The sequence below is a fragment of the Pseudoalteromonas sp. T1lg21 genome (assembly GCF_002964625.1).
In the GTDB taxonomy this organism is placed as follows: Bacteria; Pseudomonadota; Gammaproteobacteria; order Enterobacterales; family Alteromonadaceae; genus Pseudoalteromonas; species Pseudoalteromonas gelatinilytica.
Genome location: NZ_PQBX01000056.1, coordinates 21,896 through 44,778, shown reverse-complemented (window position 1 = coordinate 44,778; position 22,883 = coordinate 21,896). Strand labels below are relative to the sequence as shown.

At 40.4% G+C, this 22,883-nt stretch carries 25 protein-coding genes and 1 tRNA gene; 17 read left to right on the top strand and 9 right to left on the bottom strand.

What is annotated here, in order from left to right; all coding sequences use genetic code 11:
- Positions 1–13: 13 nt before the first annotated feature.
- The 3 genes from C2M25_RS10620 to C2M25_RS10610 all read right to left on the bottom strand — a co-directional run bounded on the left by C2M25_RS10620 (position 14) and on the right by C2M25_RS10610 (position 2,217).
- Positions 14–415 (bottom strand): DUF3019 domain-containing protein, encoded by a 402-nt coding sequence (locus C2M25_RS10620; protein WP_105181079.1) that lies wholly within the window; start codon positions 413–415, stop codon positions 14–16.
- Entirely contained in the window at positions 405–1,244 is an 840-nt protein-coding gene (locus tag C2M25_RS10615; RefSeq protein WP_063700084.1) for a MipA/OmpV family protein, read from the bottom strand. The genes C2M25_RS10620 and C2M25_RS10615 overlap by 11 nt, the downstream gene beginning before the upstream one ends.
- A 166-nt stretch (positions 1,245–1,410) precedes the next feature.
- The gene (locus tag C2M25_RS10610) at positions 1,411–2,217 is read right to left on the bottom strand and encodes a hypothetical protein (protein ID WP_105174622.1); all 807 of its coding nucleotides are present in this window, start codon (positions 2,215–2,217) and stop codon (positions 1,411–1,413) included.
- 115 nt (positions 2,218–2,332) lie between these two features.
- Here C2M25_RS10610 and C2M25_RS10605 point away from each other — a divergent pair, with 115 nt between their 5' ends.
- Entirely contained in the window at positions 2,333–3,484 is a 1,152-nt protein-coding gene (locus tag C2M25_RS10605) for a serine hydrolase domain-containing protein (protein ID WP_105174621.1), read from the top strand.
- A gap of 107 nt (positions 3,485–3,591) precedes the next feature.
- On the opposite strand, the gene yhbY is transcribed toward C2M25_RS10605, so the two are convergent.
- A complete protein-coding gene (gene yhbY / locus C2M25_RS10600; RefSeq protein ID WP_105174620.1) occupies positions 3,592–3,888 on the bottom strand; it encodes a ribosome assembly RNA-binding protein YhbY in 297 nt (98 codons plus the stop codon).
- An 89-nt stretch (positions 3,889–3,977) separates the two neighbouring features.
- Between yhbY and rlmE the strand changes: the two genes are divergently transcribed.
- The 8 genes from rlmE to C2M25_RS10560 all read left to right on the top strand — a co-directional run bounded on the left by rlmE (position 3,978) and on the right by C2M25_RS10560 (position 11,413).
- On the top strand, positions 3,978–4,607 hold the full coding sequence (rlmE, locus tag C2M25_RS10595; RefSeq protein ID WP_105174619.1) for a 23S rRNA (uridine(2552)-2'-O)-methyltransferase RlmE: 630 nt from the start codon (positions 3,978–3,980) through the stop codon (positions 4,605–4,607).
- Between the two features lie 66 nt (positions 4,608–4,673).
- The gene (gene ftsH, locus C2M25_RS10590; RefSeq protein WP_063700076.1) at positions 4,674–6,614 is read left to right on the top strand and encodes an ATP-dependent zinc metalloprotease FtsH; all 1,941 of its coding nucleotides are present in this window, start codon (positions 4,674–4,676) and stop codon (positions 6,612–6,614) included.
- A gap of 129 nt (positions 6,615–6,743) precedes the next feature.
- On the top strand, positions 6,744–7,592 hold the full coding sequence (folP, locus tag C2M25_RS10585) for a dihydropteroate synthase (RefSeq protein ID WP_105181078.1): 849 nt from the start codon (positions 6,744–6,746) through the stop codon (positions 7,590–7,592).
- Positions 7,585–8,940: a phosphoglucosamine mutase gene (gene glmM, locus C2M25_RS10580; protein WP_063700072.1), complete on the top strand. Its 1,356-nt coding sequence runs from the start codon at positions 7,585–7,587 to the stop codon at positions 8,938–8,940. Before folP ends, glmM begins: the two co-directional genes overlap by 8 nt.
- 69 nt (positions 8,941–9,009) lie before the next feature.
- A complete protein-coding gene (gene tpiA / locus C2M25_RS10575; protein ID WP_105181077.1) occupies positions 9,010–9,759 on the top strand; it encodes a triose-phosphate isomerase in 750 nt (249 codons plus the stop codon).
- Position 9,760: 1 nt separating this feature from the next.
- The gene (gene secG / locus C2M25_RS10570; RefSeq protein WP_063700068.1) at positions 9,761–10,108 is read left to right on the top strand and encodes a preprotein translocase subunit SecG; all 348 of its coding nucleotides are present in this window, start codon (positions 9,761–9,763) and stop codon (positions 10,106–10,108) included.
- A gap of 76 nt (positions 10,109–10,184) precedes the next feature.
- A tRNA-Leu gene (locus tag C2M25_RS10565) sits at positions 10,185–10,269 on the top strand.
- Positions 10,270–10,468: 199 nt separating this feature from the next.
- Entirely contained in the window at positions 10,469–11,413 is a 945-nt protein-coding gene (locus C2M25_RS10560; RefSeq protein WP_063700066.1) for a hypothetical protein, read from the top strand.
- 42 nt (positions 11,414–11,455) lie between these two features.
- Here the strand turns inward: C2M25_RS10560 and C2M25_RS21845 are convergent, their stop codons facing one another.
- The 3 genes from C2M25_RS21845 to C2M25_RS10550 are packed head-to-tail and all read right to left on the bottom strand — an operon-like array spanning position 11,456 to position 12,449.
- Positions 11,456–11,608, bottom strand: coding sequence for a hypothetical protein (locus C2M25_RS21845; RefSeq protein WP_165385100.1), 153 nt, complete (start codon positions 11,606–11,608; stop codon positions 11,456–11,458).
- A complete protein-coding gene (locus C2M25_RS10555; protein ID WP_105181076.1) occupies positions 11,608–12,012 on the bottom strand; it encodes a VOC family protein in 405 nt (134 codons plus the stop codon). The genes C2M25_RS21845 and C2M25_RS10555 overlap by 1 nt, the downstream gene beginning before the upstream one ends.
- Complete coding sequence (locus C2M25_RS10550; protein WP_105181075.1) at positions 12,000–12,449, bottom strand: VOC family protein; 450 nt, start codon at positions 12,447–12,449, stop codon at positions 12,000–12,002. Before C2M25_RS10550 ends, C2M25_RS10555 begins: the two co-directional genes overlap by 13 nt.
- 435 nt (positions 12,450–12,884) lie before the next feature.
- Between C2M25_RS10550 and C2M25_RS10545 the strand changes: the two genes are divergently transcribed.
- From C2M25_RS10545 to C2M25_RS10520, 6 genes are read left to right on the top strand one after another with little or no spacing between them, the layout of a single operon-like run.
- Positions 12,885–13,322 (top strand): hypothetical protein, encoded by a 438-nt coding sequence (locus tag C2M25_RS10545; protein ID WP_234003563.1) that lies wholly within the window; start codon positions 12,885–12,887, stop codon positions 13,320–13,322.
- Between the two features lie 29 nt (positions 13,323–13,351).
- Positions 13,352–13,828 carry a hypothetical protein gene (locus C2M25_RS10540; RefSeq protein ID WP_063700060.1) on the top strand — a complete coding sequence of 159 codons (477 nt, stop codon included), beginning with the start codon at positions 13,352–13,354 and terminating at the stop codon, positions 13,826–13,828.
- Positions 13,829–13,873: 45 nt separating this feature from the next.
- Positions 13,874–14,572 (top strand): molecular chaperone, encoded by a 699-nt coding sequence (locus C2M25_RS10535; RefSeq protein ID WP_105181073.1) that lies wholly within the window; start codon positions 13,874–13,876, stop codon positions 14,570–14,572.
- A complete protein-coding gene (locus C2M25_RS10530) occupies positions 14,572–15,273 on the top strand; it encodes a hypothetical protein (RefSeq protein WP_105181072.1) in 702 nt (233 codons plus the stop codon). Before C2M25_RS10535 ends, C2M25_RS10530 begins: the two co-directional genes overlap by 1 nt.
- Positions 15,233–17,680 carry a fimbria/pilus outer membrane usher protein gene (locus C2M25_RS10525; RefSeq protein WP_234003562.1) on the top strand — a complete coding sequence of 816 codons (2,448 nt, stop codon included), beginning with the start codon at positions 15,233–15,235 and terminating at the stop codon, positions 17,678–17,680. The genes C2M25_RS10530 and C2M25_RS10525 overlap by 41 nt, the downstream gene beginning before the upstream one ends.
- Positions 17,670–18,521 (top strand): hypothetical protein, encoded by an 852-nt coding sequence (locus C2M25_RS10520; RefSeq protein ID WP_063700053.1) that lies wholly within the window; start codon positions 17,670–17,672, stop codon positions 18,519–18,521. Before C2M25_RS10525 ends, C2M25_RS10520 begins: the two co-directional genes overlap by 11 nt.
- Here the strand turns inward: C2M25_RS10520 and C2M25_RS10515 are convergent.
- The gene (locus C2M25_RS10515) at positions 18,502–19,095 is read right to left on the bottom strand and encodes a helix-turn-helix transcriptional regulator (protein ID WP_234003561.1); all 594 of its coding nucleotides are present in this window, start codon (positions 19,093–19,095) and stop codon (positions 18,502–18,504) included. The two genes, C2M25_RS10520 and C2M25_RS10515, sit on opposite strands and share 20 nt — an antisense overlap.
- Positions 19,096–19,621: 526 nt before the next feature.
- Here C2M25_RS10515 and C2M25_RS10510 point away from each other — a divergent pair.
- Positions 19,622–21,844: a TonB-dependent receptor gene (locus tag C2M25_RS10510; protein ID WP_105181070.1), complete on the top strand. Its 2,223-nt coding sequence runs from the start codon at positions 19,622–19,624 to the stop codon at positions 21,842–21,844.
- A gap of 41 nt (positions 21,845–21,885) precedes the next feature.
- On the opposite strand, the gene C2M25_RS10505 is transcribed toward C2M25_RS10510, so the two are convergent.
- Entirely contained in the window at positions 21,886–22,254 is a 369-nt protein-coding gene (locus tag C2M25_RS10505; protein WP_063700049.1) for a hypothetical protein, read from the bottom strand.
- 49 nt (positions 22,255–22,303) lie between these two features.
- Here C2M25_RS10505 and C2M25_RS10500 point away from each other — a divergent pair, with 49 nt between their 5' ends.
- Positions 22,304–22,849, top strand: a complete 546-nt coding sequence (locus C2M25_RS10500) for a GNAT family N-acetyltransferase (protein WP_105181069.1) — start codon at positions 22,304–22,306, stop codon at positions 22,847–22,849.
- Positions 22,850–22,883: the final 34 nt, after the last annotated feature.

The following is a 22,883-nucleotide window of genomic DNA, read 5'->3' as shown; positions in this document are numbered from 1 at the left end:
TATTTACTCCTGCTTAGAACAGTCGCCAACGACGTTTCTTCTGACGATTTTTATAGACCCACTGTAATTGTATTTCAGTGCTTGCGACAACCTTACCGTTATCACTACTTATAAGTTCAAAACCAATGGTTTCTGCTGAATCAAATTGGTATCTAAATAAGCCTTTTTGTTGCATCAACCAACATTGCATTATGTGCTTGCTCTGTGCGTTGCGTAAGCAGTAATTGCCAATTTGTTGCTGATGCCAAGTTATATCAACCTCAGCATAGCAATTTCTGCCCTCTCGTAGTGCAACGCACGTATCGGGCAGGGCAATGAGTGCATTTTCAGCTTTTTTCTCACCTTCTGGCTGTTGCTCGGCTAGCAATGGCCCTGACAGTAATAAGGTAAAGCACAAGTAATACTTAGAAAACATAACGCACGCCTACCTTGGCTTTATGCTGATACTCTTGAGAGATAATAGGGCTTTGGTGAATATCGTTTGAAAACCAAGTCGATAACCAACCAGTTAAAAACACCCAATGTCTGTTAATTGGGTATTCTGCATGAAATTCAAAAATAAGACTGTAAGAGGTATCTGGGCTATATACAGGGCGAGTTGCCAAGGCTTCAGAGTCTGAAATGCCAAAGTAGTAATTTGTAAAGTCTTCTGAGTAGGCACTTAAACCAACGCCAGAGCGAAACTCCCAATTCCGCCAAGGGATAATCTGGCTAAAAAACGAATTCATTACCCAGCCATTGTGTGCTCCCGACACGTCATGTAAGTACTCAAATGAAATTTGCGAGTTTTCAAAGCGGCGCGATAAACGAAGACCTACATCAAAATCGTAGTCGCGCGTTCTAATACCTTCGAGCTCTTTAATGACGTCATTGCCGTAAATGTTTAAGCCTGTTTCATCAAAGCCTGATTGAATATTAGTACCGACAATATCTAAGCCCCATTCAAATTTATCGATAACGCTGTAACCTAAGGTTAAACCACCACTGAGTTGGCTTTGATCGTAATCGAGGTAAAAGCTGTCGTAAGAAACGGCGAGGTGAACGTCTGGCTCTATGCCATCATTGTAAGAATCCATGCCTACAAGGTAAGAATCTTCAATGTAGTACCCTAAACCTATGCCCCAGTCCCATGCAAAGCCTTGGCTTGGTTCTAAAGTATTGTCTGCATAATAGCGGTTACTTGCTTGGCTTGTAGCGCTAAGCAAGGTTAAACACGTCAATAATAGGGCACTGTAAACTCGCAACGTTGCATCCTTGTCTGTGAGAAAGGGTAATAGCTTATAGTATATTGTTAAGGAGTTCCTGTAATCTGTAAAAAAATGTAGTAGCAGAAATTGGAAGTGTAAGAAAGTGTTACGAATTCAAAGAGGGGTGCTGCTTGCCTATGGGCAGACAAACAGCGTATTCAAATTACTGCACTTTTATTTTATCGATTAAAATGCTGCTCAAGTAATACTGCATCATAGGTGTAAGTGCACTAATTTCTGTTCGGTTACAGGGACCTTGCTCTTTTTTAAAGGCGTTCATTCGTGTAATCGTTTGGTAAGCTGGAATCGTTACGTCTTGATTAACACGCGCCATACGAGCTTGTTCAGAGTTTTGCTCGTGCACAAAACTCGCAACTTCTAATTCATTCTTTATTAGTTGCTGTTGTTCAAAGCTATAAATTAGCGGTTCACGGTGAAAGCTTGCGCTATCTATTGATGATTTTGCAAACCAAACAACGTCACCGGTTTTTTTGTGGGTAAGGCGCATACTTACCTGACCTAAAATCGTTGCACATTGCTGAACAGGGAACTGTTTTGCTACTTCTTCGAATAAAGGCAATGGTTTTTCGGGTTTCACCAATTTGTATTCTGTGTCTTCAATGAGCTCAAGGTCTAACTGATGAATTGATAGGGTATAGTCAGCTTGTGCGCCTTCAGCGACAACCTTTAATTGCTTTGCTGTCAGTGCTTCAGTGATTTGCGAATAAAGTGTATCTGTGACACTGGTTTTATCAGCAACGATGCTCACCGTTTGGTTTTTACTTACAGCATGTGCAGGTAATTGTACTGATTTTACTTTAGGCGCCGCATGCTCTGTTTGATACTCAACTTGAAAACGTTGGCTCTGTAAGCTAGGTTTTTTTGGCATAGCAAGTAATGGTGCAGGTTCAGGTTTTAAAGCGCAACCGGCTGAAATTAAAGTAAAAAACAAAACTACAAGTAAGCGCATAAAGATTAATCTACCCATAAATATTTAAGATTAAGCGTATTGTACGTTAGTCGAGACAAAAGTTCATGATAATATGTGATCAGAAACTTCCTAATCAGACTTAAAAAAATAAATAATGAAGTACAGCTTATCCTTAATACCTTTTTTCCTTTGTTCTTTATTACTGCTCTCAATGAGTAGTGAAGCTGCTTCGAGTGATAAACAATGGCAAACTTTCGTTGCTGATTACAATAAACACCTTACCCGTAAACTACGCAGTAAAGGAATTCCGGGCGGATCTCTGGCAATTGTTAATATTGGTCAGGATGATTTTATTCGTGGCATCGGGCGAACAAAAATTGAAAATGGTCGTAATGTTGATAAGCATACCCGGTTTCGTTTAGCGTCAGTTTCAAAAACCTTTGCGGGTTCTTTAACTGCAAAGCTGGCTGCACAAGGGGAATTTAATATTGATGATCCTATTAGTAAGTTTATTCCCGCTTTTGCTAACACTGCTTATAAAGATGATTTAAAAATTTACCATATACTCAGTCATTCTAGTGGCTTGGTCCCTAATGCGTACGATAACTTAATCGAATCGCGGATGAGTTACCCCGATATCGTTGCGCAACTATTAACCGTTGAGCCTATCTGTAAACCGAGCGAATGCTATGGGTATCAAAATGTGATGTTCAGTTTGATTGACTCTGTCATTTTTCAATCAACTCAGATGGATTACTCACATTGGATTTCTGAATATATTTTTGCGCCATTGAAAATGGTCGATGCCAGTGTAGGCTTTGATGAGATGGTGAAAGACGATAACTATGCACATCCTCATGTACGCGGCCGAAAACGTTGGTATACATCACGATTAAAGAAGAACTATTACAAGGTCCCCGCAGCTGCGGGAGTGAATGCCAGCGCAAATGATATGGCTATCTGGTTGAATGCGCAGCTAGGGCAGTACCCAGATGTATTACCGCTAGAAGCATTAATAAAACAAACACGTCCTTATACTCACACCAAAAAAGAGACTCGTCGTAGAGTTTGGCGCGAACATGTTAAAGATGCTTATTACGGGCTAGGCTGGCGTGTATATAACTATGATGATGAAGTGCTGTATTACCATAGTGGTTGGGTACAGGGGTATCGCAGCGATATTGTGGTATTTCCGCATCTGAATATAGGTTTTAGCTTAGTGCTAAATGCAGAAACGGGTTTGATCAATGAATTAACTACCGAGTTTATCAACCGGGTACTTAAGTACACCCGAGAACAAAAATAGTGCGAGTCAAAACGTTTAGTTACAAATTCGTGCAAAATTATTTTTGCCAATAAAAAAGCCAGCATTTTAGCTGGCTTTTTTATGATTAGAGATTACTCAGGCGAAAGTTAACCGCGTGGTAATTGAATCTTTTTCTCTTCGCTTTGGCGATACAATACAATTGTGTGACCAATTGTTTGTAATTTAGTTGCGCCAGTTTCGCGAACAATCGCATCAAAAATCAATGCTTTAGTTTCGCGCTCGTCAGTAGGTACTTTTACTTTGATTAGTTCGTGGATATTTAACGCGTTTTCAATTTCAACTAAAACGCCTTCTGTTAAACCGTTTGCACCAAGTAAAACAACAGGTTTTAAACTGTGTGCTTGACCTTTTAAAAACTGCTTTTGTTTGTTCGATAATTTCATGATGTTACAAATTTTGCTGAATATGGCTTGAATTAAGGGTATTCTAACGCCATCTAGAGAATATTACTAATTAGTTACGTATTAATTTTATGGCAAATAAAAAACATTCGGCCAGTTCTAAGCGTTGGCTGAAGGAACATTTCGACGATCCTTATGTTCACGAAGCGCAAAAGAGAGGTTGGCGTTCTCGTGCGGTATTCAAATTAGACGAAATTCAAAACAAAGATAAATTAATCAAACCATCGATGACAGTGGTTGATTTAGGTGCTGCGCCGGGAAGTTGGTCACAGTATTTAGCCGAAAAGGTTGGTGATAAAGGCCAAGTTATTGCTTGTGATATTTTACCAATGGATTCACTCGCAGGTGTTGATTTCCTACAAGGTGACTTTCGTGAAGAAGCAGTGCTTGATGCACTTTTAACTCGCATCGATGGGAAAAATGTTGATGTAGTTTTTTCTGATATGGCACCGAATATGAGCGGTAATACATCGGTAGACCAAGCGGGTAGCATGTATTTAGTTGAATTGGCATTAGACATGTGCCACCAAGTTTTAAAGAAAAATGGTGCATTTTGTGTCAAAGTCTTCCAAGGCGAAGGATTTGATCAATACTTACAAGAAGTACGTAATAGCTTTAAAGCGGTCAAAATTAGAAAGCCTGACGCATCGCGTGCCCGTTCTCGCGAAGTTTATATAGTGGCGACAGGCTACAAACTGTAGTACAGTTGTGCTGCGTTAAGTAGAATTTAAATTAATTGGATACAAGAGGTTAACTCCTTGAGCGATATGGCGAAAAATCTAATACTCTGGCTGGTCATTGCAGTAGTGCTAATGTCAGTGTTTCAGAGCTTTAACGGTGGTGATCAAGCTGATCGCCAAACAAGTTACACTCAATTTGTTAGCGACGCTCGTAGTGGCGCTATTCAAGAAGTTTCTATTGAGAGCACCACAGGTACAATTACGGGTACCAAAACAAATGGTGAGCGCTTTCAAACTATCATGCCAATGTATGACAAAGACATCTTGAATGATCTTTTAAAAAGCAATGTAAATGTTAAAGGTGTTAAGCCTGAAGAGCAGTCTTTCCTTGCCAGCATTTTAATCTCTTGGTTCCCAATGTTACTGCTTATTGGTGTATGGATTTTCTTCATGCGTCAAATGCAAGGTGGTGGTGGTAAAGGTGCGATGTCTTTCGGTAAGAGTAAAGCGCGCCTGATGAGCGAAGACCAAGTTAAAACAACGTTTGCTGATGTAGCGGGTTGTGATGAAGCGAAAGAAGATGTAACTGAACTGGTTGACTTCTTACGTGACCCATCTAAGTTCCAGAAACTGGGTGGTAGCATTCCGAAAGGCGTGTTAATGGTAGGTCCTCCTGGTACCGGTAAAACCTTGCTTGCTAAAGCGGTAGCTGGTGAAGCAAAAGTGCCGTTTTTCACAATCTCTGGTTCAGATTTCGTAGAAATGTTCGTTGGTGTCGGCGCATCACGCGTACGTGACATGTTCGAGCAAGCAAAAAAAGCAGCACCTTGTATCATCTTTATTGATGAAATTGATGCCGTAGGCCGCAAACGTGGCGCAGGCATGGGTGGTGGTCATGATGAGCGTGAGCAAACACTTAATCAAATGCTTGTTGAAATGGACGGTTTTGAAGGTAATGAAGGTATTATCGTAATTGCTGCAACGAACCGCCCAGATGTATTGGACCCTGCGTTATTACGACCAGGTCGTTTTGACCGTCAAGTTGTTGTTGGTCTTCCTGATATCCGTGGTCGTGAACAAATTCTTAAAGTTCACATGCGTAAAGTGCCGTTAGGCGACAATGTAGAAGCTGCGGTAATTGCACGTGGTACGCCAGGATTCTCTGGTGCTGATCTTGCAAACTTAGTAAACGAAGCCGCTTTGTACGCAGCACGTGGTAACAAACGTGTTGTAAGCATGGCTGAGTTTGATGCTGCAAAAGATAAAATCATGATGGGCGCAGAGCGCAAGACCATGGTGATGAGTGAGCAAGAAAAAGAAATGACTGCTTACCATGAAGCAGGTCACGCGATTGTTGGTCGCATGGTGCCTGAACATGATCCAGTGTATAAAGTGTCTATCATTCCTCGTGGTCGTGCACTTGGTGTAACTATGTACTTGCCTGAGCAAGACCGTGTGAGCCACTCTAAAGAGCTTTTAGAGTCAATGATTTCTAGCCTTTACGGTGGTCGTATTGCTGAAGCACTTATCTACGGTGATGATAAAGTTACCACAGGTGCAAGTAATGATATTGAACGTGCAACAGATATTGCTCGTAAAATGGTTACTCAGTGGGGTCTAAGTGAAAAACTAGGTCCATTACTTTACGCTGAAGATCAAAACGAAATGTACATGGGTGGCGGCGGCAGTCGTGCTATGAGCATGTCTGATGAAACAGCAAAAGTAATCGATAGTGAAGTTCGCTTATTCTCAGACCGTAACTATCAACGTGCAGAGCAAATCCTTAAAGATAACATTGATATCTTACATGCGATGAAAGATGCACTAATGAAGTACGAGACGATTGATGCGGGTCAAATTGATGACTTAATGGCACGTCAGCCTGTACGCGAGCCGCGTGATGTTCATGATCGTCGCTCTGATGATAAAAAGCCAACCACATCTACTTCTAAAGTAGTGGAAAGTGAGGCAAAAGAGTCAGAACAAACGTCAGAAACAAAAACAAATGTTGATGACAAAGCCGAATAGTCGGTACAATTAGACACAGAAAGGCCCCGCTAGTCGGGGCTTTTTTATTACAAAAAAATGCGCAATTTTCAAACTGTTATCTAGAATAATAAATGCGCAATTGACGCTAATTAATAGCATAGGTGTTCAATGACCGTTCTTAACTTACCTCGAGGTCGTACATTACACCTCGACTCCCCAGTCGTGATGGGGATTTTAAATGTCACTCCAGACTCTTTTTCTGATGGTGGTAGTTACTGTCAGCTAGACAGCGCTGTCAAACAAGCTCAAACGTTATTAAATCAAGGCGCAAAAATAATTGATATAGGTGGTGAGTCAACCCGCCCTGGAGCACCTGATGTATCTCTTGAAGATGAGCTCGAACGCGTTATTCCATTAGTTAAAGCCCTAAGAGCAACCAGCGATTGTATTATTTCTATTGATACCAGCAAAAGCGAAGTGATGCGCCAAGCGATTATTGCAGGAGCTGATATCATCAATGATGTCAGAGCATTGCAAGAACCAGGGGCGATTGAGGTATTGGCCCAATACCCAGGGGTAGCAATTTGCTTAATGCATATGCAAGGTCAGCCCCGAACGATGCAAAGTAACCCACACTATGATGATTTGTTTGCTGATATTAATGAGTTCTTCACCGAGCGTTTAGCCGCGTGTGAGCAAGCGGGTATTCAGCAACAACGTATTATTTTAGATCCAGGTTTTGGTTTTGGTAAAACTTTGGCTCATAATTATCAAATACTTAAAGAATTTAATCTATTTAATAAGTTCAACTTACCAGTTTTAGCAGGTCTTTCTCGTAAATCAATGATCGGTAATTTATTAAATAGAGACACGAATGAACGCTTAGCAGGAAGCCTTGCTGGTGCACTGATTGCAGCACAAAATGGTGCAAAAATCATTCGTGTTCATGACGTACAAGAAACAGCTGACGTGCTAGCGGTTTGGCAAGCATGTGAACGAGGAATTTCAAATGAGTAACACAAGAAAGTATTTTGGCACAGATGGTGTGCGTGGCATGGTGGGTGAGTTTCCAATCACTCCTGAATTTGCGCTAAAGCTAGGTTGGGCTGCAGGCCGCGTTTTATCAAAAATTGGTACCAAAAAAGTCATTATTGGTAAAGATACTCGTATCTCTGGCTATATGCTCGAAACATCACTTGAAGCCGGTTTAATCGCTGCGGGTATTGATGTTGTATTATTAGGCCCTATGCCGACACCGGCAGTGGCTTACCTTACGCAAACGTTCCGTGCTGAAGCTGGCATTGTTATCAGTGCATCTCATAATCCTTATCATGATAATGGCATCAAGTTTTTTAGTGGTCGAGGTTTAAAGCTTGCAGATGAAGTCGAGCTTGAAATTGAAGCCATGATGGATGAACCGATGACTTGTGTGGCTTCTGATAAGCTTGGTAAAGCTCGTCGATTAGAGACAGCAGATGGCCGCTACATTGAGTTTTGTAAAAGCCAGTTCCCACAAGGCTTATCGCTTGAGGGCTTAAAAATTGTGCTCGATTGCGCAAATGGTGCCACTTATAACATCGCACCTTCTGTAATGCGTGAGCTTGGCGCAGATGTTATCTGTCATGCCTGTGAGCCAAACGGGGTAAATATTAACCTTGAGTGTGGCGCAACCCACGTTGAAACCCTTAAGCGTAAGGTATTAGAACACAATGCGGATGTCGGTATTGCTTATGACGGTGATGGTGACCGCGTAATGATGGTTGACCATAATGGCCGTGTATTTGATGGTGATGACATTGTTTATATCATTGCTTGCCAAGCTGCAAATGACGATATGTTAGGGGGTGGTGTCGTTGGTACGGTAATGTCAAACATGGGCCTTGAAAATGCCTTAAAAGCCCGAGGAATTGAATTTGCTCGTAGTAAGGTCGGTGACCGCTACGTGATGGAGCTACTGCAAGAAAAAGGCTGGAAAATCGGTGGTGAGAGCTCAGGTCACGTGTTAAACCTTGATTTGATCAGCACCGGTGATGGCATTATCTCAAGCTTACAAGTGTTAGCTGCGATGGTTGCACAAAATAAAACGTTGCAAGACCTCGGGGCTGGTTTTACAAAGTACCCAATGAAAATGATTAATGTGCGCTACCCTCAAGGGACTGATCCGACACAAGATCAATCTGTAATCGATATGGTTGCACAAGTCGAAGAAAAATTAGGTGATACAGGGCGTGTATTACTTCGAAAATCAGGAACGGAACCTGTTGTGCGAGTAATGGTAGAAGCTGAACAGGAAAAAGTTGTTCTTGATAGCGCACGTAAAATAGCCGCAGTTGTCGAAACTGTGAGCAAACAAACCGTGGTATAACAATAACCTCTTGTAACTTTGGGCAAGTCGAGTTAGTATCTTGCCCGCTTTCTAATGTGGAGTGGAATAATGGCAACACGTAAGCCGATGGTCGCAGGTAATTGGAAAATGAACGGCTCTCTAGAGCTTGTTGAACAGTTATCAACTGCTATCAAAAATGTTCAATCGGATGAACTGGATATAGTGGTGTTCCCACCATTCCCATTGTTGAGTTCTTTGCAGCAGCAAAACGTTACGTTTGGTTCGCAAACAGTCTCTGAAAACCAAGCAGGTGCATTTACGGGTGAAGTAGATGCTCAGTTAGTAAAAGACTTAGGCGCAACTTATACGTTAGTGGGACATTCTGAACGTCGTAGCATTTACGGTGAATCAGATGAGGTTGTTGCAGATAAATTTGCTCGAGCGCAGCAAGTTGGCTTAACTCCTATTCTTTGTGTGGGTGAAAGTGAACAGCAACGTGAAGCAAATGAAACTGAATTAGTGGTTGCAGCACAAATTGATGCTGTAATTAGCAAATTAGGTGTAGCAGCACTGAAGAATTCTGTGGTAGCATACGAGCCCGTTTGGGCCATTGGCACAGGTAAGACTGCCTCTCCTGAGCAAGCGCAAGCTGTACATAAGTTTATCCGTGAGAAAATTGCTTCTGTGGATAGCGATATAGCACAGCAACTAACCATCTTATATGGTGGTAGCGTGAATGAAAAAAATAGCGAATTATTATTTGCACAACCAGATATAGACGGCGGCCTTATTGGTGGCGCAAGTCTTAAAGCAGATTCATTTACTGCTATCTGTGAAAGTGCAAAAGGGACCGTATAAGATGTACGAAATTTTATTAGTAGTTTATTTAATCGTTGCTTTAGCATTAGTTGGTATGGTTTTAATCCAACAAGGTAAAGGCGCAGATATGGGTTCATCATTTGGTGCAGGTGCTTCTGCAACAGTGTTTGGCTCATCGGGTGCTGGTAACTTCATGACTAAAACAACAACAATCTTAGCAACGATCTTCTTCGTACTAAGTATTGTTCTAGGTAACCTTACAGCAGGTCAAATTAAAAAGACTGATGAGTGGGAAAACCTAGAAGCTGCGCCAGCTGTTGAATCTGTAACGCCAGCACAAACTGATGTGCCTGCAACAGAAGAAAAAGCGTCTGACGTACCTAACTAATTAGCTTTGCTAATTACTGTTAAGCAGTTTTCACTCCTCAGGTAAACGATAAGCTTAACAACATACAGAATTGTATGCGGATGTGGTGGAATTGGTAGACACGCCATCTTGAGGGGGTGGTGGCTTCGGCCGTGGGGGTTCAAGTCCCCCCATCCGCACCAAAATTAAAAAGCCGTAACTCAGTGAGTTACGGCTTTTTTCGTTTTAGTGACATATAAAATGCAATACGCACCTTTATAGTGCTTTTATTCTAATTTTATTTGCCTGCCTGAATTCAAGTTGTTGATTTATATTGAAAATCAAACTTGGAGTCTTCCTTGCTTAACTTGAGTTGGTATCCCATTAATTTAAGGAAGCAAAATGGCCAGAATGAGTTATTTAAGTGCTATAGAACGCTATGAAGAGCAACAAGTGCTTATTCATAATTTACTGCTTTCTATACTCGCCAGTGTTCAAGCGTCTTTAACTAATAAGCAAGAATATCAACAGTTAGTCAATCAATATCCATTTTTAGAATTACAATATTGTTTAAACGAACAAGGTATTCAACAAGGGGATAATGTTTGCTTTAAACGTCAATATAAAAAGAAGCTCAGTCATATTGGTGCAGGGCAGGACTTAAGCGCTCGACCTTATTTTTTACTCGCTTCTGCTACGCCGGAACCGCACTTTACATCGCCGTATATTTCCACGGCGACAAAGCACCTGTGTATTTCTGTTATTAAAACAATTCCTGCAGGTAATAATTTGCAGCAGTTCTTAGTCATCGATGTGTGTTTAACTGAACTGATTGAATTTATTATGGGGGATATAAAGCGAGCACGAATGACACCCTACTTTAAGGTGGGTTATGGCTTGATTGTTGGTTGCTTGTTCTGTTTGGTGTTCTACCTGCTATATAAAGTATTTGCCGGCATGGTGGACTTAGTCTTAAGCGAAGACACCCAGTCAGACCCGCTCAAACCATTTACCATTATAATCTTTGTTACGTTAGCGTTGGCCATTTTCGATTTAGGCAAAACTATTCTAGAAGAAGAAATTCTCATGCATAAGGATATTTTTCGCCACAGCTCAACGAGACGTACGATCACACGCTTTATCTCAACAATTTTGATAGCAGTATCGATAGAAGCCTTACTAACCATGTTTAAAGCAGCGCTCGGGCAAACTGAGTATGTAATTCCTGCCGTGCTTATGATGTTTGCTGTTGTTGGTTTATTAGTTGCTCTTGCAATCTATGTATACTTAGGTGCCAAGGCTGAAGATGTGCTGACTCAGGTACAGCGCTTAAAAGTAAAACACTAATGACTAGGGCGCTTTGTTTAAAACCCAGCGCCCTGAAATTGATTAAAGTGTGCCGCCAATGCCAATACTTGGGTTAACGTACACAGGGCCTACTTTAAACGGCGCATTAATATCTAGGCTTGCATAGGGGGTGCAGGCATTTAAAACTAAAACTGCAGCCGCAAGAGCAGCTAAGCGAATCATTTTCTTATTCATTACATTTGCTCCTGAATTACAATACCAGCGCCTGCTGGATCACGAATAATTGCGACGCTGCCACTTCGTACTTTGTCATTTGGTGCCATTAGAACTATGCCGCCTGCTGCGGTTACTTTTAATAGGGTCGCGTCAAGATCGGCTACTTTAATGTAATTCACCCATGTGTTGCCTATCTCGGCATCTGGTTTTTTTACAAAGCCAATCGCAGGTGTGCCATTTAAGGCTAAGTAACTGTAATTGCCATTATTAAGCGGTTTATTTTGTGCTGAATAATTACCAAGTGATTGGTAAAAGGCTTTGCTCTGCTCTGGGTTATCACTCCATACTTCTTGCCAAATCCAGCCGTTATCAGTTTGCTGAGCTTCAGGGTCACCATTTACTGTATTGATCAGCGAAAACACAGCCCCTGAGGATCTTCTAATACAGCAATAGTGCCACGGCCTTTAATTTCGGTACTGCTTACTAAGACTTTACCTCCGGCTTTGATCGTTTTTTCGCTTACGGCAGCGATATCTTTGCTACTGATAAGGCTTAGCCAATGGCTGGCATTTTGCTTATTATCAAGTTCTGCCATTCCAGCAATTAATTTTCCGTCTAATGATGCCAGCGTGTAGCTGTCGTTAACGGCTTGAAATTGCCAACCAAACACGCTGCTATAAAATGCTTGAGATTGTGCCAAATTAGGTGTGATCAAATCATGCCATACAACGTGCCCTGAGTTTTTTGTTCCCGAATCACTGATTGCAGGTAGTTCACTTGAAGTAAGTTGGCAACCAGTCATTGAGACCGCTGTGACTGCTATTAAAATTGCAGCACGTAAGGGGGTGAGTAATTTCAAAGTTTGCTCCTTGCAAAATGGGGTCAAATAAAAGCATAGACTATTATTTGTTTGTTATTCAATCAAAAGGAGGTTGTTTAATGATCTAAAACCATAATTGAGCCTGTTTTAGTTGATCGGTGTTTAATTAGGTTTATCAACTGCTTTTGAATTAATTAGCGAAAAATCATCAAATAAATCTTTTCAGCATCAAATCCAAGTCATTTTTAGTATTAAAAGCAATGAGTTAATTATTAACCTTGTGAAAGAAACATTATAGCGTTTAATTTTCATTCACTTAATCACGCTGTGTAATCAACGACTTAAACGCATCTAAGCAAAATTCAACAATGTTAAAATCTTAATTCACATAATCTAAGACCGTTAACGAGATGATTCATATGGAAGTGAAGTGGCTAAACGATGAAGTTATTCCCGGTCTTATTAGTAGGTTGTGTGATAAATCCCTGTTTTGCATTTGATGATGTGAGTTTGACGCTAACTGGAGAGGTTAGTGCAAAGTGTGGGTTTGAAGCACAATCGGCGGAACTGCAGTTTTCAGAGAGTGGCATAGTTAACACGGTTTTGGTAATTAATTGCAATACACCGATGAAGGTGTCTATACACTCTCAAAATGGTGGATTACGTCATCAGCAAAGCAATGTGATTAACAACTACAGAATGAGCTTGTCAATTGTGAATACAGCGCTGAAAAAGTCCTACTTGGCAGAGCAGCTTCACAACAAACAAGTATTCTCAGTGAGTGATATTTTGTTTGAGCGGGTGATGGATGTTCAGTTTCAGCTTACCGAACCACTTATATATGCGGGTGAATACAAGGATATCTTGCGCATAGAAATGACCCCAACCATTGCCTCTGGTGGTGTTTGGTAGTCGCTAATAATTTTATAAGGAATAGTGGAATGAAAAAGCTAATAGCACTATCTGCAATTGCAATGCTCTCGTCAGGCGCTGCACTTGCTGAAAACATTAATATCAGCGGTTCTGTCGCTTCGGTTTGTGAGGTAAGTAATTTAGATACATCGACTTACTTTCCAAGTATTGCTAAAGATCAAACGACGACACTGGATTTTGAATTGCAATGCAATGACTCAGATGGTGCCACACTGACATTAACAACGTCTGAAGGGCACTTACAAAACGCTGATGACGAGGATGATGGTGTCGGTTATACCGCCGCGTTAACTGCAGCGCCATTTGCTTTTACGCTTATTGCTGATGATGGTGATAACGATGAAAGCGCTGAACAAAGTCAACCTGGTTCTGCTGCTTTGGCAGTAGGGGGTATTCCTGGCACGATTGTACTGACTATTACAGAAGACCCAATATATTCTGGAACGTACTCAGACACTTTAATGCTAACTGTTACAGCTAATTAAGTTATTTTAGGCAGCCTAGGCTGCCTTATCATCAAAGGAGAGATGATGCTCAGACTTATCTATTTATTCTCACTTCTTCTTTCATTTCACAGTGTCGCATTTCAAGTTCAGCCTATGGTTGCTGAATTAGCGCCAAGTGGCTCTAATGCACAACAAACAATTCGTGTAATGAACAATTCATCAGCTTCGCTCGCTATTGAATTAACAGCATTTGACTTAAAAATTACACCCTCGGGTGAGGAGCAGCTGACCACAAACGATGCAGATTTTTTCATACTGCCAATGACAACCATTATTGCACCTGGAAAGTCTCAATCAATTTTAATTCGCTATGTGGGCGATCCTATTTTAACAGCCTCTAAATCATACCGGGTTGGCGTTGACCAAGTAATGATTGATACAGGTGAATCGAACCAATCGGGTGTTGGCATTGCGACTAGCTTTCGTACCTTATTTACTGTGGTACCCGAAGGGGCTACAGCAAAACTTGTAATTGAACAAAAGCAGCAACAGCAAGAAGGGCTTTGGAAAGTACGGTTAAAAAATGAAGGCAATAAATTACTGCGTTTATCTAAATCAACTTGGTTTATTGAACAGCATGATGACACTATGAACTTAGCTGGCGATGAGTTAAGTCGTGCATTATCAGGCAAGCTTTTATTGCCACACTCTTCTCGTGAGGTCTTACTAAAAGTACCTAAGCAGTTTAAAGCCGAGCAAAGTCAGTTAAAGGTACAATTTTAATGCGTATCTTTGCAGTATTAATTTTATTTAATTCGCTGTTCTGCACTGCTGTGGAAGTAAGCCCAATGGTACTAAGCTTGGATCCAACCAAGCCACAGCAAGTAACCTACAGTACGATACATAATGTATTTAACCGTGAAGTCGCTTTTGATATAGAAATATTTGAGGTTGATTTTTCTGGCCCGGAGCCAATGTTTCGTTATCAAGAAAATAGCCCTGTTTGGGTGTTTCCTCCAACATTGTTTTTGCACCGTGGTGAAAGTCAACGAATCCAAATGCGCTGGGTAAGTGAAGCCCCGAGCCTAGACAAAACCTATCAAATTAGTTTAGTTGAGCAACCACTTTTAAACTCTGCAAATGCGTCTGGGCCACAACTGACGATGTTGCTTAATGTGAATTTAATTGTTCATGTACATCAAGAGAGCTTTTTACCTGAACTTGTTGTCGAAAAGAGCTTATGTAGTAATTACAGCTGTGAAATAACGGTAGCAAATAATGGTAAGGGGGCTGCCCGCCTGAGCGAATATGATCTTGCTATACATTTGTCTCATCAACAAATCGCTTCATTTAAAAAACAACAACTAAAAGCATCGGGTTATGACGTGTTCTTTGCGCCACAAAGCAAACAGCAAGTGCTTATTCCGTTGAAGGATAGTGTTAATGCAGAAGTTATCTCGCCAGACGTTGCGCTATCTCAGTAGTCTGCTTTTTTGCTTTGTGTGTATGTCTTTGTTTAATGCAGGTTTAGCCTATGCAAAAATAAATACCACATTAAAAGAGCTTGAACTCACTGTTAGCTGCTACTTAAACAAGCAACCTCATGCAAACATTTCATTACTAGTAACTCTGGATGATTCATTGCTATTAAAGCATTCAGAATTGATGGAGTTTTTAAGACCAATAGCAAATACCCAAACGCTTGAACACATAGAAATGCTTGTTGATGAAAGAGGCTTAGTAAATATAGAAGAGCTTCAAACATTGGGCATTGGTACTGTGTTCGAACTGCTTGATTTTAGCTTAAAGATAACCTTGCCAATGAGCATGATCAAAGAGAAAAGTATTACCGCAGTGTCAAAGCGAAACCAACAACAAGCAATAAAAAGCGCAAACTACAGTGGCTACATTAATGTGTATTCGAGCTATGTGTATCAATCAAATCAAGCACAAGATTATGAACAAAAGCAGCTAACAGTAAGGCCTGAAGCGGTTTTAAATCTAAAAAATTGGGTGATTGAAAACGAAGCCCAGTTTGTAAATACACCAAGTAACCATGACTTTAAGCGTTTAGGCACGAGAGTAATCCATGATTTACCCATTCATGGCATGCGTTTTTCATTGGGCGATAATTACAGTGCGGGTAGTTATTTTCAATCAACAACTCGCATCCTTGGGCTGTCGCTTGCCTATGATTTTACTCTTGTTTCTGACAGAACAATTCGACCAAGTGCATCGCAGCGCTTTACGCTAGATAGCCCATCTTCTGTTGAAGTATATATTGATGATCGCTTATTTAGACGCCTGAACTTGCCTGCCGGTATTTATTCACTGGACGATATTCCGTTAATAGAGGGCAATAATCATATTGTTTTAAAGATCACGGATAATGCGGGTGTTACAAAAGAGGTCAACTTTACACTTACCACAGGCCTCGATTTGTTCTCTGAAGGGCAGCTTGAATACGAACTTCACTTTGGTTACCCAGCACAATTAGCAGATAAATTAGCCTACGATTATGATCAGCCTTTATTTTCAGGCTTTATTGACTACGGTATCTCAACAAGTTGGACTGCTGGTTTTTCAGCCCAAGGGAATGAAGAAACACAGCAACTCGGCTTTAAGCAAATATTTGCGACCCCAATAGGGCAGTTATCATTTGAAAATGCAATTAATCTTGATGAAGCGAATGGCTATGCATATCGATTTGCCTATAGCTCATTTAGACAACCATCTCAGACTGGAACCGATTTCAGCATTGGCTACGAATACAGTAGCCCTGACTTTTATCAGATAGCTTTTAATAATGAATTGAGCTCGCTTGCTAATTCTAGGCAGCACTTTATACAAGCAAATCTCAACTTTATGAGTGACTCATCAGTGCAAACGTCGCTTTTTGCAAATGTTTCTAGACGTCATGAGCAAACGGGGGTTGAAAAATCAACGGGGGTGACTGTTTCAGGCAATATAAACACTCACCAGTGGTATTATTCACTTGGTGGGCAGTGGCAAGAAACAGAGCATCAACAACAGTGGAGTTTTAATTTCTCGCTGAGTTATCAGTTTTCGCACAGGCAAAGATTAAAGTTATCGCACCAATCTAAATACGATAAATCCAGATTGGAGTTTGCTCAAAATGAAGATCAGCGCTTTGTTGGTGCACTAAATTTACGTGCAGGGTTAGAAAAAAATAACAATAACGAAGCCGTGTTTGATCTCAACAGCCAATACAATACAAATCGATTATCGATGAGTTTTGACCACGGCACTTACTATCAGCATTTAAACGGCAATGTGCTGCATCATCAAAGCCGTGTTAGTGCTGCCGCAAGTATTGCATTCGCTGACTCTCAATGGGGGGTGGGTAAGCCTATCCAAAATAGCTTTGCTTTGATCAGCGCGCACCCAAGTTTAGCTGAGAAAACAATTAACCTAGGATCACAAGGGGCTGATTTTTTAGCCACTAATTCAGACCTACCAACCCTCTTACTCGCTAATATAAATGCCTATGACAGAACCACCGTTGCGGTTGATGTTGAAAACTTAGCGCCTGGATATGACTTAGGAGCTGGTAGCATCAGTTTTTATCCTTCTTATAAAAGTGGCCATGATGTTGTAATTGGTTCACAGAACAATATTTCCATGCTGGGAACGTTAAAAAATAGCGAAAACGACCCGTTAGCACTTCAAGTTGGTGAGGCGCGTTGCATTGAGGAGCAAGCAGCAGAGCCTTACTTATTTTTTACAAGTAAAACAGGGCGCTTTGCACTGACTGGTCTAAAACCATGCCAATATCAAATTGTGCTAAAAAATGTCATCCATGAGCCCTTAATTATCGATATAGATACACAGCAACAGCTGCATAATAAAGGAGTGATTTATGTACATTAAGCGGTTTCTATTTTCAGCACTTTTAATTAATGCTCTATTTTATACATCGGCGTGTTTTGGCCAGTGTTCTGCAAAAATACAAAGAATTGAGCATCTATTCGATAACTTACAGGATTACCGAACACTACAAAATCAAGATGCTGAAAAGCAGATTAAAGTAATCATAGAGGGCGACACAAGTTGTTCATACTATTTGCAAGTCTCGAGTGAAAATAACCAACAATTGCGTGGTCAGTATCAACACATCCCTTATTTCATTGGAAACTCAAGTTCGATTTTTAATAATTCATCGGTCAATAACCTTGCTATTTCTGACAATACAACAGATTTACGGTTTGTGGTTGCAAAAGGTAGCATTGCACGTGCAGGTCAGTATCAAGATACCGTTAAACTCGTACTTAAAAGTCAATTTCATGAAGTGGTTGATGAGTTAGATTATGATTTAGATGTATCAATCCCTACTCATGTTGCACTGTCTTTTTTAGGTTATAACAGTGCTAACACAAGTATTGATTTAGGGGAGCTTATACCTCAAAAAGAATATAGCTTGCTGCCTAGTTTACAGGTTGTTGCAAATACAGATATCACAATGACTATTTGGTCAGAGCATAATGGTAAACTGATTCATGAGCTTTACCAAAGCAGCTATGCAATTAACTATTCACTGGCGCTTACTGGGGACTATGTCGAGCTAAATCACGCAATGAAAAGAAGGTTCTTGTTTACCAAGCAGACAGATTTTTTAATTCCTTTAAAAATAAAGTTAGCTGCATTTAGTAACCAAGCTGCAGGTCAGTATCAAGATACCATTCGCTTCCAAGTTAGCCCGCAAGCTTATTGATTTTATTTATGTTCCTTTCGCACCACTGTAAGGCTTTTTGTTTGTTTTTAACATTAATCTTCTGGTAAATCTTGTGCAAATGAACTCGCACTGTCGCTTCGCTAATAAATAAAGCATCGGCAATTTGGGGGCATGTTGCGCCAGAAGAAAGCAAGTGCAGTACTTTAGATTCTTTAAACGTTAAGTTATTTGATTGAATTTGATTTTTTTGCTCAGTTTCGAGCATCACTCTCATCCATTTATCGCTCACCGTTCTGGGAAACCACAAGGATCCCTTTTTAATTTCTTGCAGTCCCTGTTCAAAAATATCTGTCTTAGTGTTTTTAAAAAATAACCCTTTTAGTTTTGGCCAGTCTTTTAATGGCAGCACATCCGCTCTATGAGGCATATTAAAAATTACCAGATGATGATAACCATGAGTTTTCATGAACTCACTTATTAATTCACGGTTTGTCAAGGTGTCTAAAGAGTCGTAATTAAGCAACAGAGTTTTATCATCGTTCGCAATACAGTAAGGAAGAGTCGAAGCAGGTGACACAGAATCAGCCGCGTTTTTATTAAAAAGAAAATCCATATTCACGCCAAAAACTATCGGTAAATGATAACAAGTAAATTGTGTTGCTGATTATTACGTGTAAAAAATGAAATTCCAACAGAGGAAAATCTTGCGCACATTTTTGTTTAGTTAGCTTTTGCTAACTTGGCTGCACTTTATTAAACATTACCTGAGCTAGGTACTCTTTTGAAGGTGAGAAATTTCTGAAATTTATTTCTACTTGATTGAAAAGCAATAAAAATAACGTTCATTTTTCGTTCATTTTAATTGTGTTACCCAGAAAGTTTACTGCGATAATACAAAACTAAACATTTATTTTTATTTGCTTTTTTGTAAAGAATCTAGTGGTTTATAATTCGAAAACATGGAGGTAATGCGGTTTATTTATACAGTTTTTGATAAAAATTAAAATAATTATACATATTTTCACAAAACTGACATATAATACCCCTCCAGAGGAAAGATGCTTATACCTAAGCGTCTTTTTTTATGCCTGAAATTTACGGGTAAAAATACACACACACGGTATCCTTTGGAGTTTTAATTGAAATTACGTCACCTCTCACAGTTAACTGTAGCTATTGTTGCTGCATTATCTACTTCAGCCTTAGCTGAGCAAGAAAAAACCACTGCTAAACAAGATGCTTTCGAAAAAATCGAAGTAACAGCGCGTAAGCGTACAGAAAGCATTTTTGAGTCGCCAACAGCAGTGACATCAATCGGTGAAAACCTGATTGATAAAGCGAACATGAGCAACCTAGAAGACATCGGTAAATACGTACCTAACCTAAACATCACTCGTTACGGTGTAGGTAATGCAGCACATGCATCTGTGTTTATTCGTGGTATTGGTTTACAAGACCACGTGATCACAACTGATCCGGGAGTAGGTGTTTACTTAGATGGTGTTTACCTTGGTCGTCAAATGGGCTCAAACTTATCATTACCAAATGTTGAGCGTGTAGAGGTATTACGTGGTCCACAAGGTACCTTGTATGGTCGTAACACGTTAGGTGGTGCAGTAAATATTATTACTAAGCAACCTGGTGACGAAGGCATTGTAACGACAACGGCAAAAGTAGGTAGCCGTGGTCGTTTAGCTAGTGACGTTTACTTTAATAACAGCCTTACCGACACTGTAAGCATGTCTGCAAGCGTGTCTTATAAGCAACGCGATGGTGTAGGTGAAGCGATTAACCTTGCTAATCCAGAAAAAGAAATTGGTGAAGAGCAAGAGTTAAGCGGTCGTATGGCGCTTAAATGGCAAGCAAGTAGCGATTTATCTTTTGTGTTTTCAATTGATGGTGTTGATAACGAATCAGGCCAATCACCCTACACAATTGAACTAACAACGCCACTTGACCCAAATGACCCATTCAATGGTGATTTCCCATTACTTACAGAAGACATGTTACCAAGCGATCCTGATGATTTAGCATCAACAGTAGAGGGTATTGAATCGACGGCTTACTCAGGCTGGGGCACGTCTTTAACCGCTGATTGGGATATTAATAACACCTATACAGCTAAGTTCATCACAAGCTACCGTAGCTCAGAATACGAAGGGGGTCTTGATGATGACGCTGTTGCCCTTAACTTATCTGAATTCCCAGAAGAAGGTGGTGCAGATCAATATTCATTCGAAATCCAGTTAAATGGTAGCTTCGATAACATGGACTTTGTGTCTGGCTTATACTTCTTTAATGAAGATGGCTTCACAAGTTCAGGTCCGTTTGTATTTAGCCCATTCAACACACCAGATGGCCTTTTGAATGACGGTACTACTGCGTCATTTGGTGATTACGGTTACTTTGATATCAACCAAGAGACTAACTCATACGCAGCTTATATCAATGCAAGCTATGACCTAAGCGACGATTTAACAGTGGGCGGTGGTCTGCGTTATTCGAAAGATAAAAAAGAAGCCGATGCCTTATTCCCAACGTTTGCAACACGCAAATACGTAAGTGCTGATTTTGATGCAGTAACATGGGATTTAAATGCGTCGTACCAGCTAAGCAATAACATGAACGTGTATGGCCAAATCCAAAAAGGTTATCAAACAGGTGGTTTCCCACCGCGTCCATTTGGTGGTCCTGATCAATTTGTTTCTTTCGATGAAACAAAAGCTATTAACTATGAGCTTGGCCTAAAAGGTCAGGTACATGAAGATGTATCTATGATGCTTGCGGTGTTTGTTACTGACTACACAGACCTTGCATTACCATTCTCAGATCCAACTGCAGGTGGTGGTTTCGTTACTATCGTAGAAAATGCAGGTGAGTCTAAAGCACAAGGTATCGAGCTTGAGACAACGATTGCGTTTACAGATGACTTTACGCTACGTAGCGCAATTGGTTATTTAGATTCAGAAATCACAGAAGTTGATGACGGTGTATTAGGTATTGGTAAAGGTGACTCACCAGCACTAACACCACGTTGGACTGTGATGGTCGCACCTTCTTATTTCATTGATTTAAGTAACGGTGGCACAGTGGCAGTAAACGCTAACTATTCATACCGTAGCGATATGCAAGGTCAATCAGTTTACAACCAAAGTGAACACATTGATTCTCGTGAATTAGTGGGTTTCAACATTTCTTACTTAAACCCGAACGGTGACTTTGAAGTGACTCTTTACGGTGAGAACGTGTTAAACGAAGTATACGATGTGGGTCGTTTACAACAATCTGGTTTTGTTGGTGTAATGCGCAGCAACGACCGCAGTGAATTTGGCTTAAAATTCAAAAAAGAATTTGAGCTTTAATTACTAACAAAAAAGGGCAAGTAAATACTTGCCCTTTCTTTTTAATTATTTTTCTCTTGCTCGCGTTTTTCGCGCGCTTCTCTTAATTCTTCAGCCAGTTCTTTTGCTTTTTGTTTGGTTTTTTCAGAAAGCTCACCAGCCGCTTCTTTACTCTCAATCCATGCATCTAAGGCAATTTCTTTACCGTCGTCATACATGCTCAAGCCCATTTTCTTACTCTCTTCGAGTAACTCTTGCAGTGAGTCGTCGTTAAACTCATTGGTGGCGTCTTTTACGTCGCTCCAAGCATCACTTAGCGCTTGCTTTACTTCCTCTTTTGCTTCGCTGGCATCTTTCTTGGCTTGCTCTGCATCTTCACAACCTGTTAAGGCAATACAGCCTAATAAAACTAAGCTTGCTAATTTGTTCATATTTTTCTCTAATGGTTAATCAACTATTAAGCAGTATAAGCAATAAAAAATGAATATAGCTAGAACAGCACGATTAAGTTTTCGGTTAATGGATGAAAATGATGCCGAGCTACTTTATGAGCTCGATAACGACCCAAAGGTAATGAAACATCTCACTCGCGGCAAAGTATCCAGTATGCAGAGCATTAAAGAGGTGTTTATTCCACGCTTGAATGCGTATCGAAATGAGCAAAAAGGCTGGGGGCTTTGGCAAGTAAATATCATCGAGAGTAATACTTTTATAGGCTGGGTATTAGTCAGGCCCATGGGCTTTTTTGAACAGCCTGATTTTAGTGATTTAGAAATTGGCTGGCGCTTTAAACAAATGAGCTGGGGTAAAGGTTATGCGTCAGAGGCCGCACTTGCCATTGCCAAAGCAGTTAGCGAGCCAGAGGAAGTAAAGTCGCTCAGTGCCACAGCACTAAAAGATAACCTGGGCTCAATAAAGGTGATGGAAAAACTAGGCCTCAAGTTTGTAAAAAACTACAACCATAAAGATGAACATGGTGAATTACCTGCAGTACTTTATACATGTCCTAAAGAGCAGCTCAGCTAAGTTAATCGTAACTAATTGACCTTAAGGGTTTCAC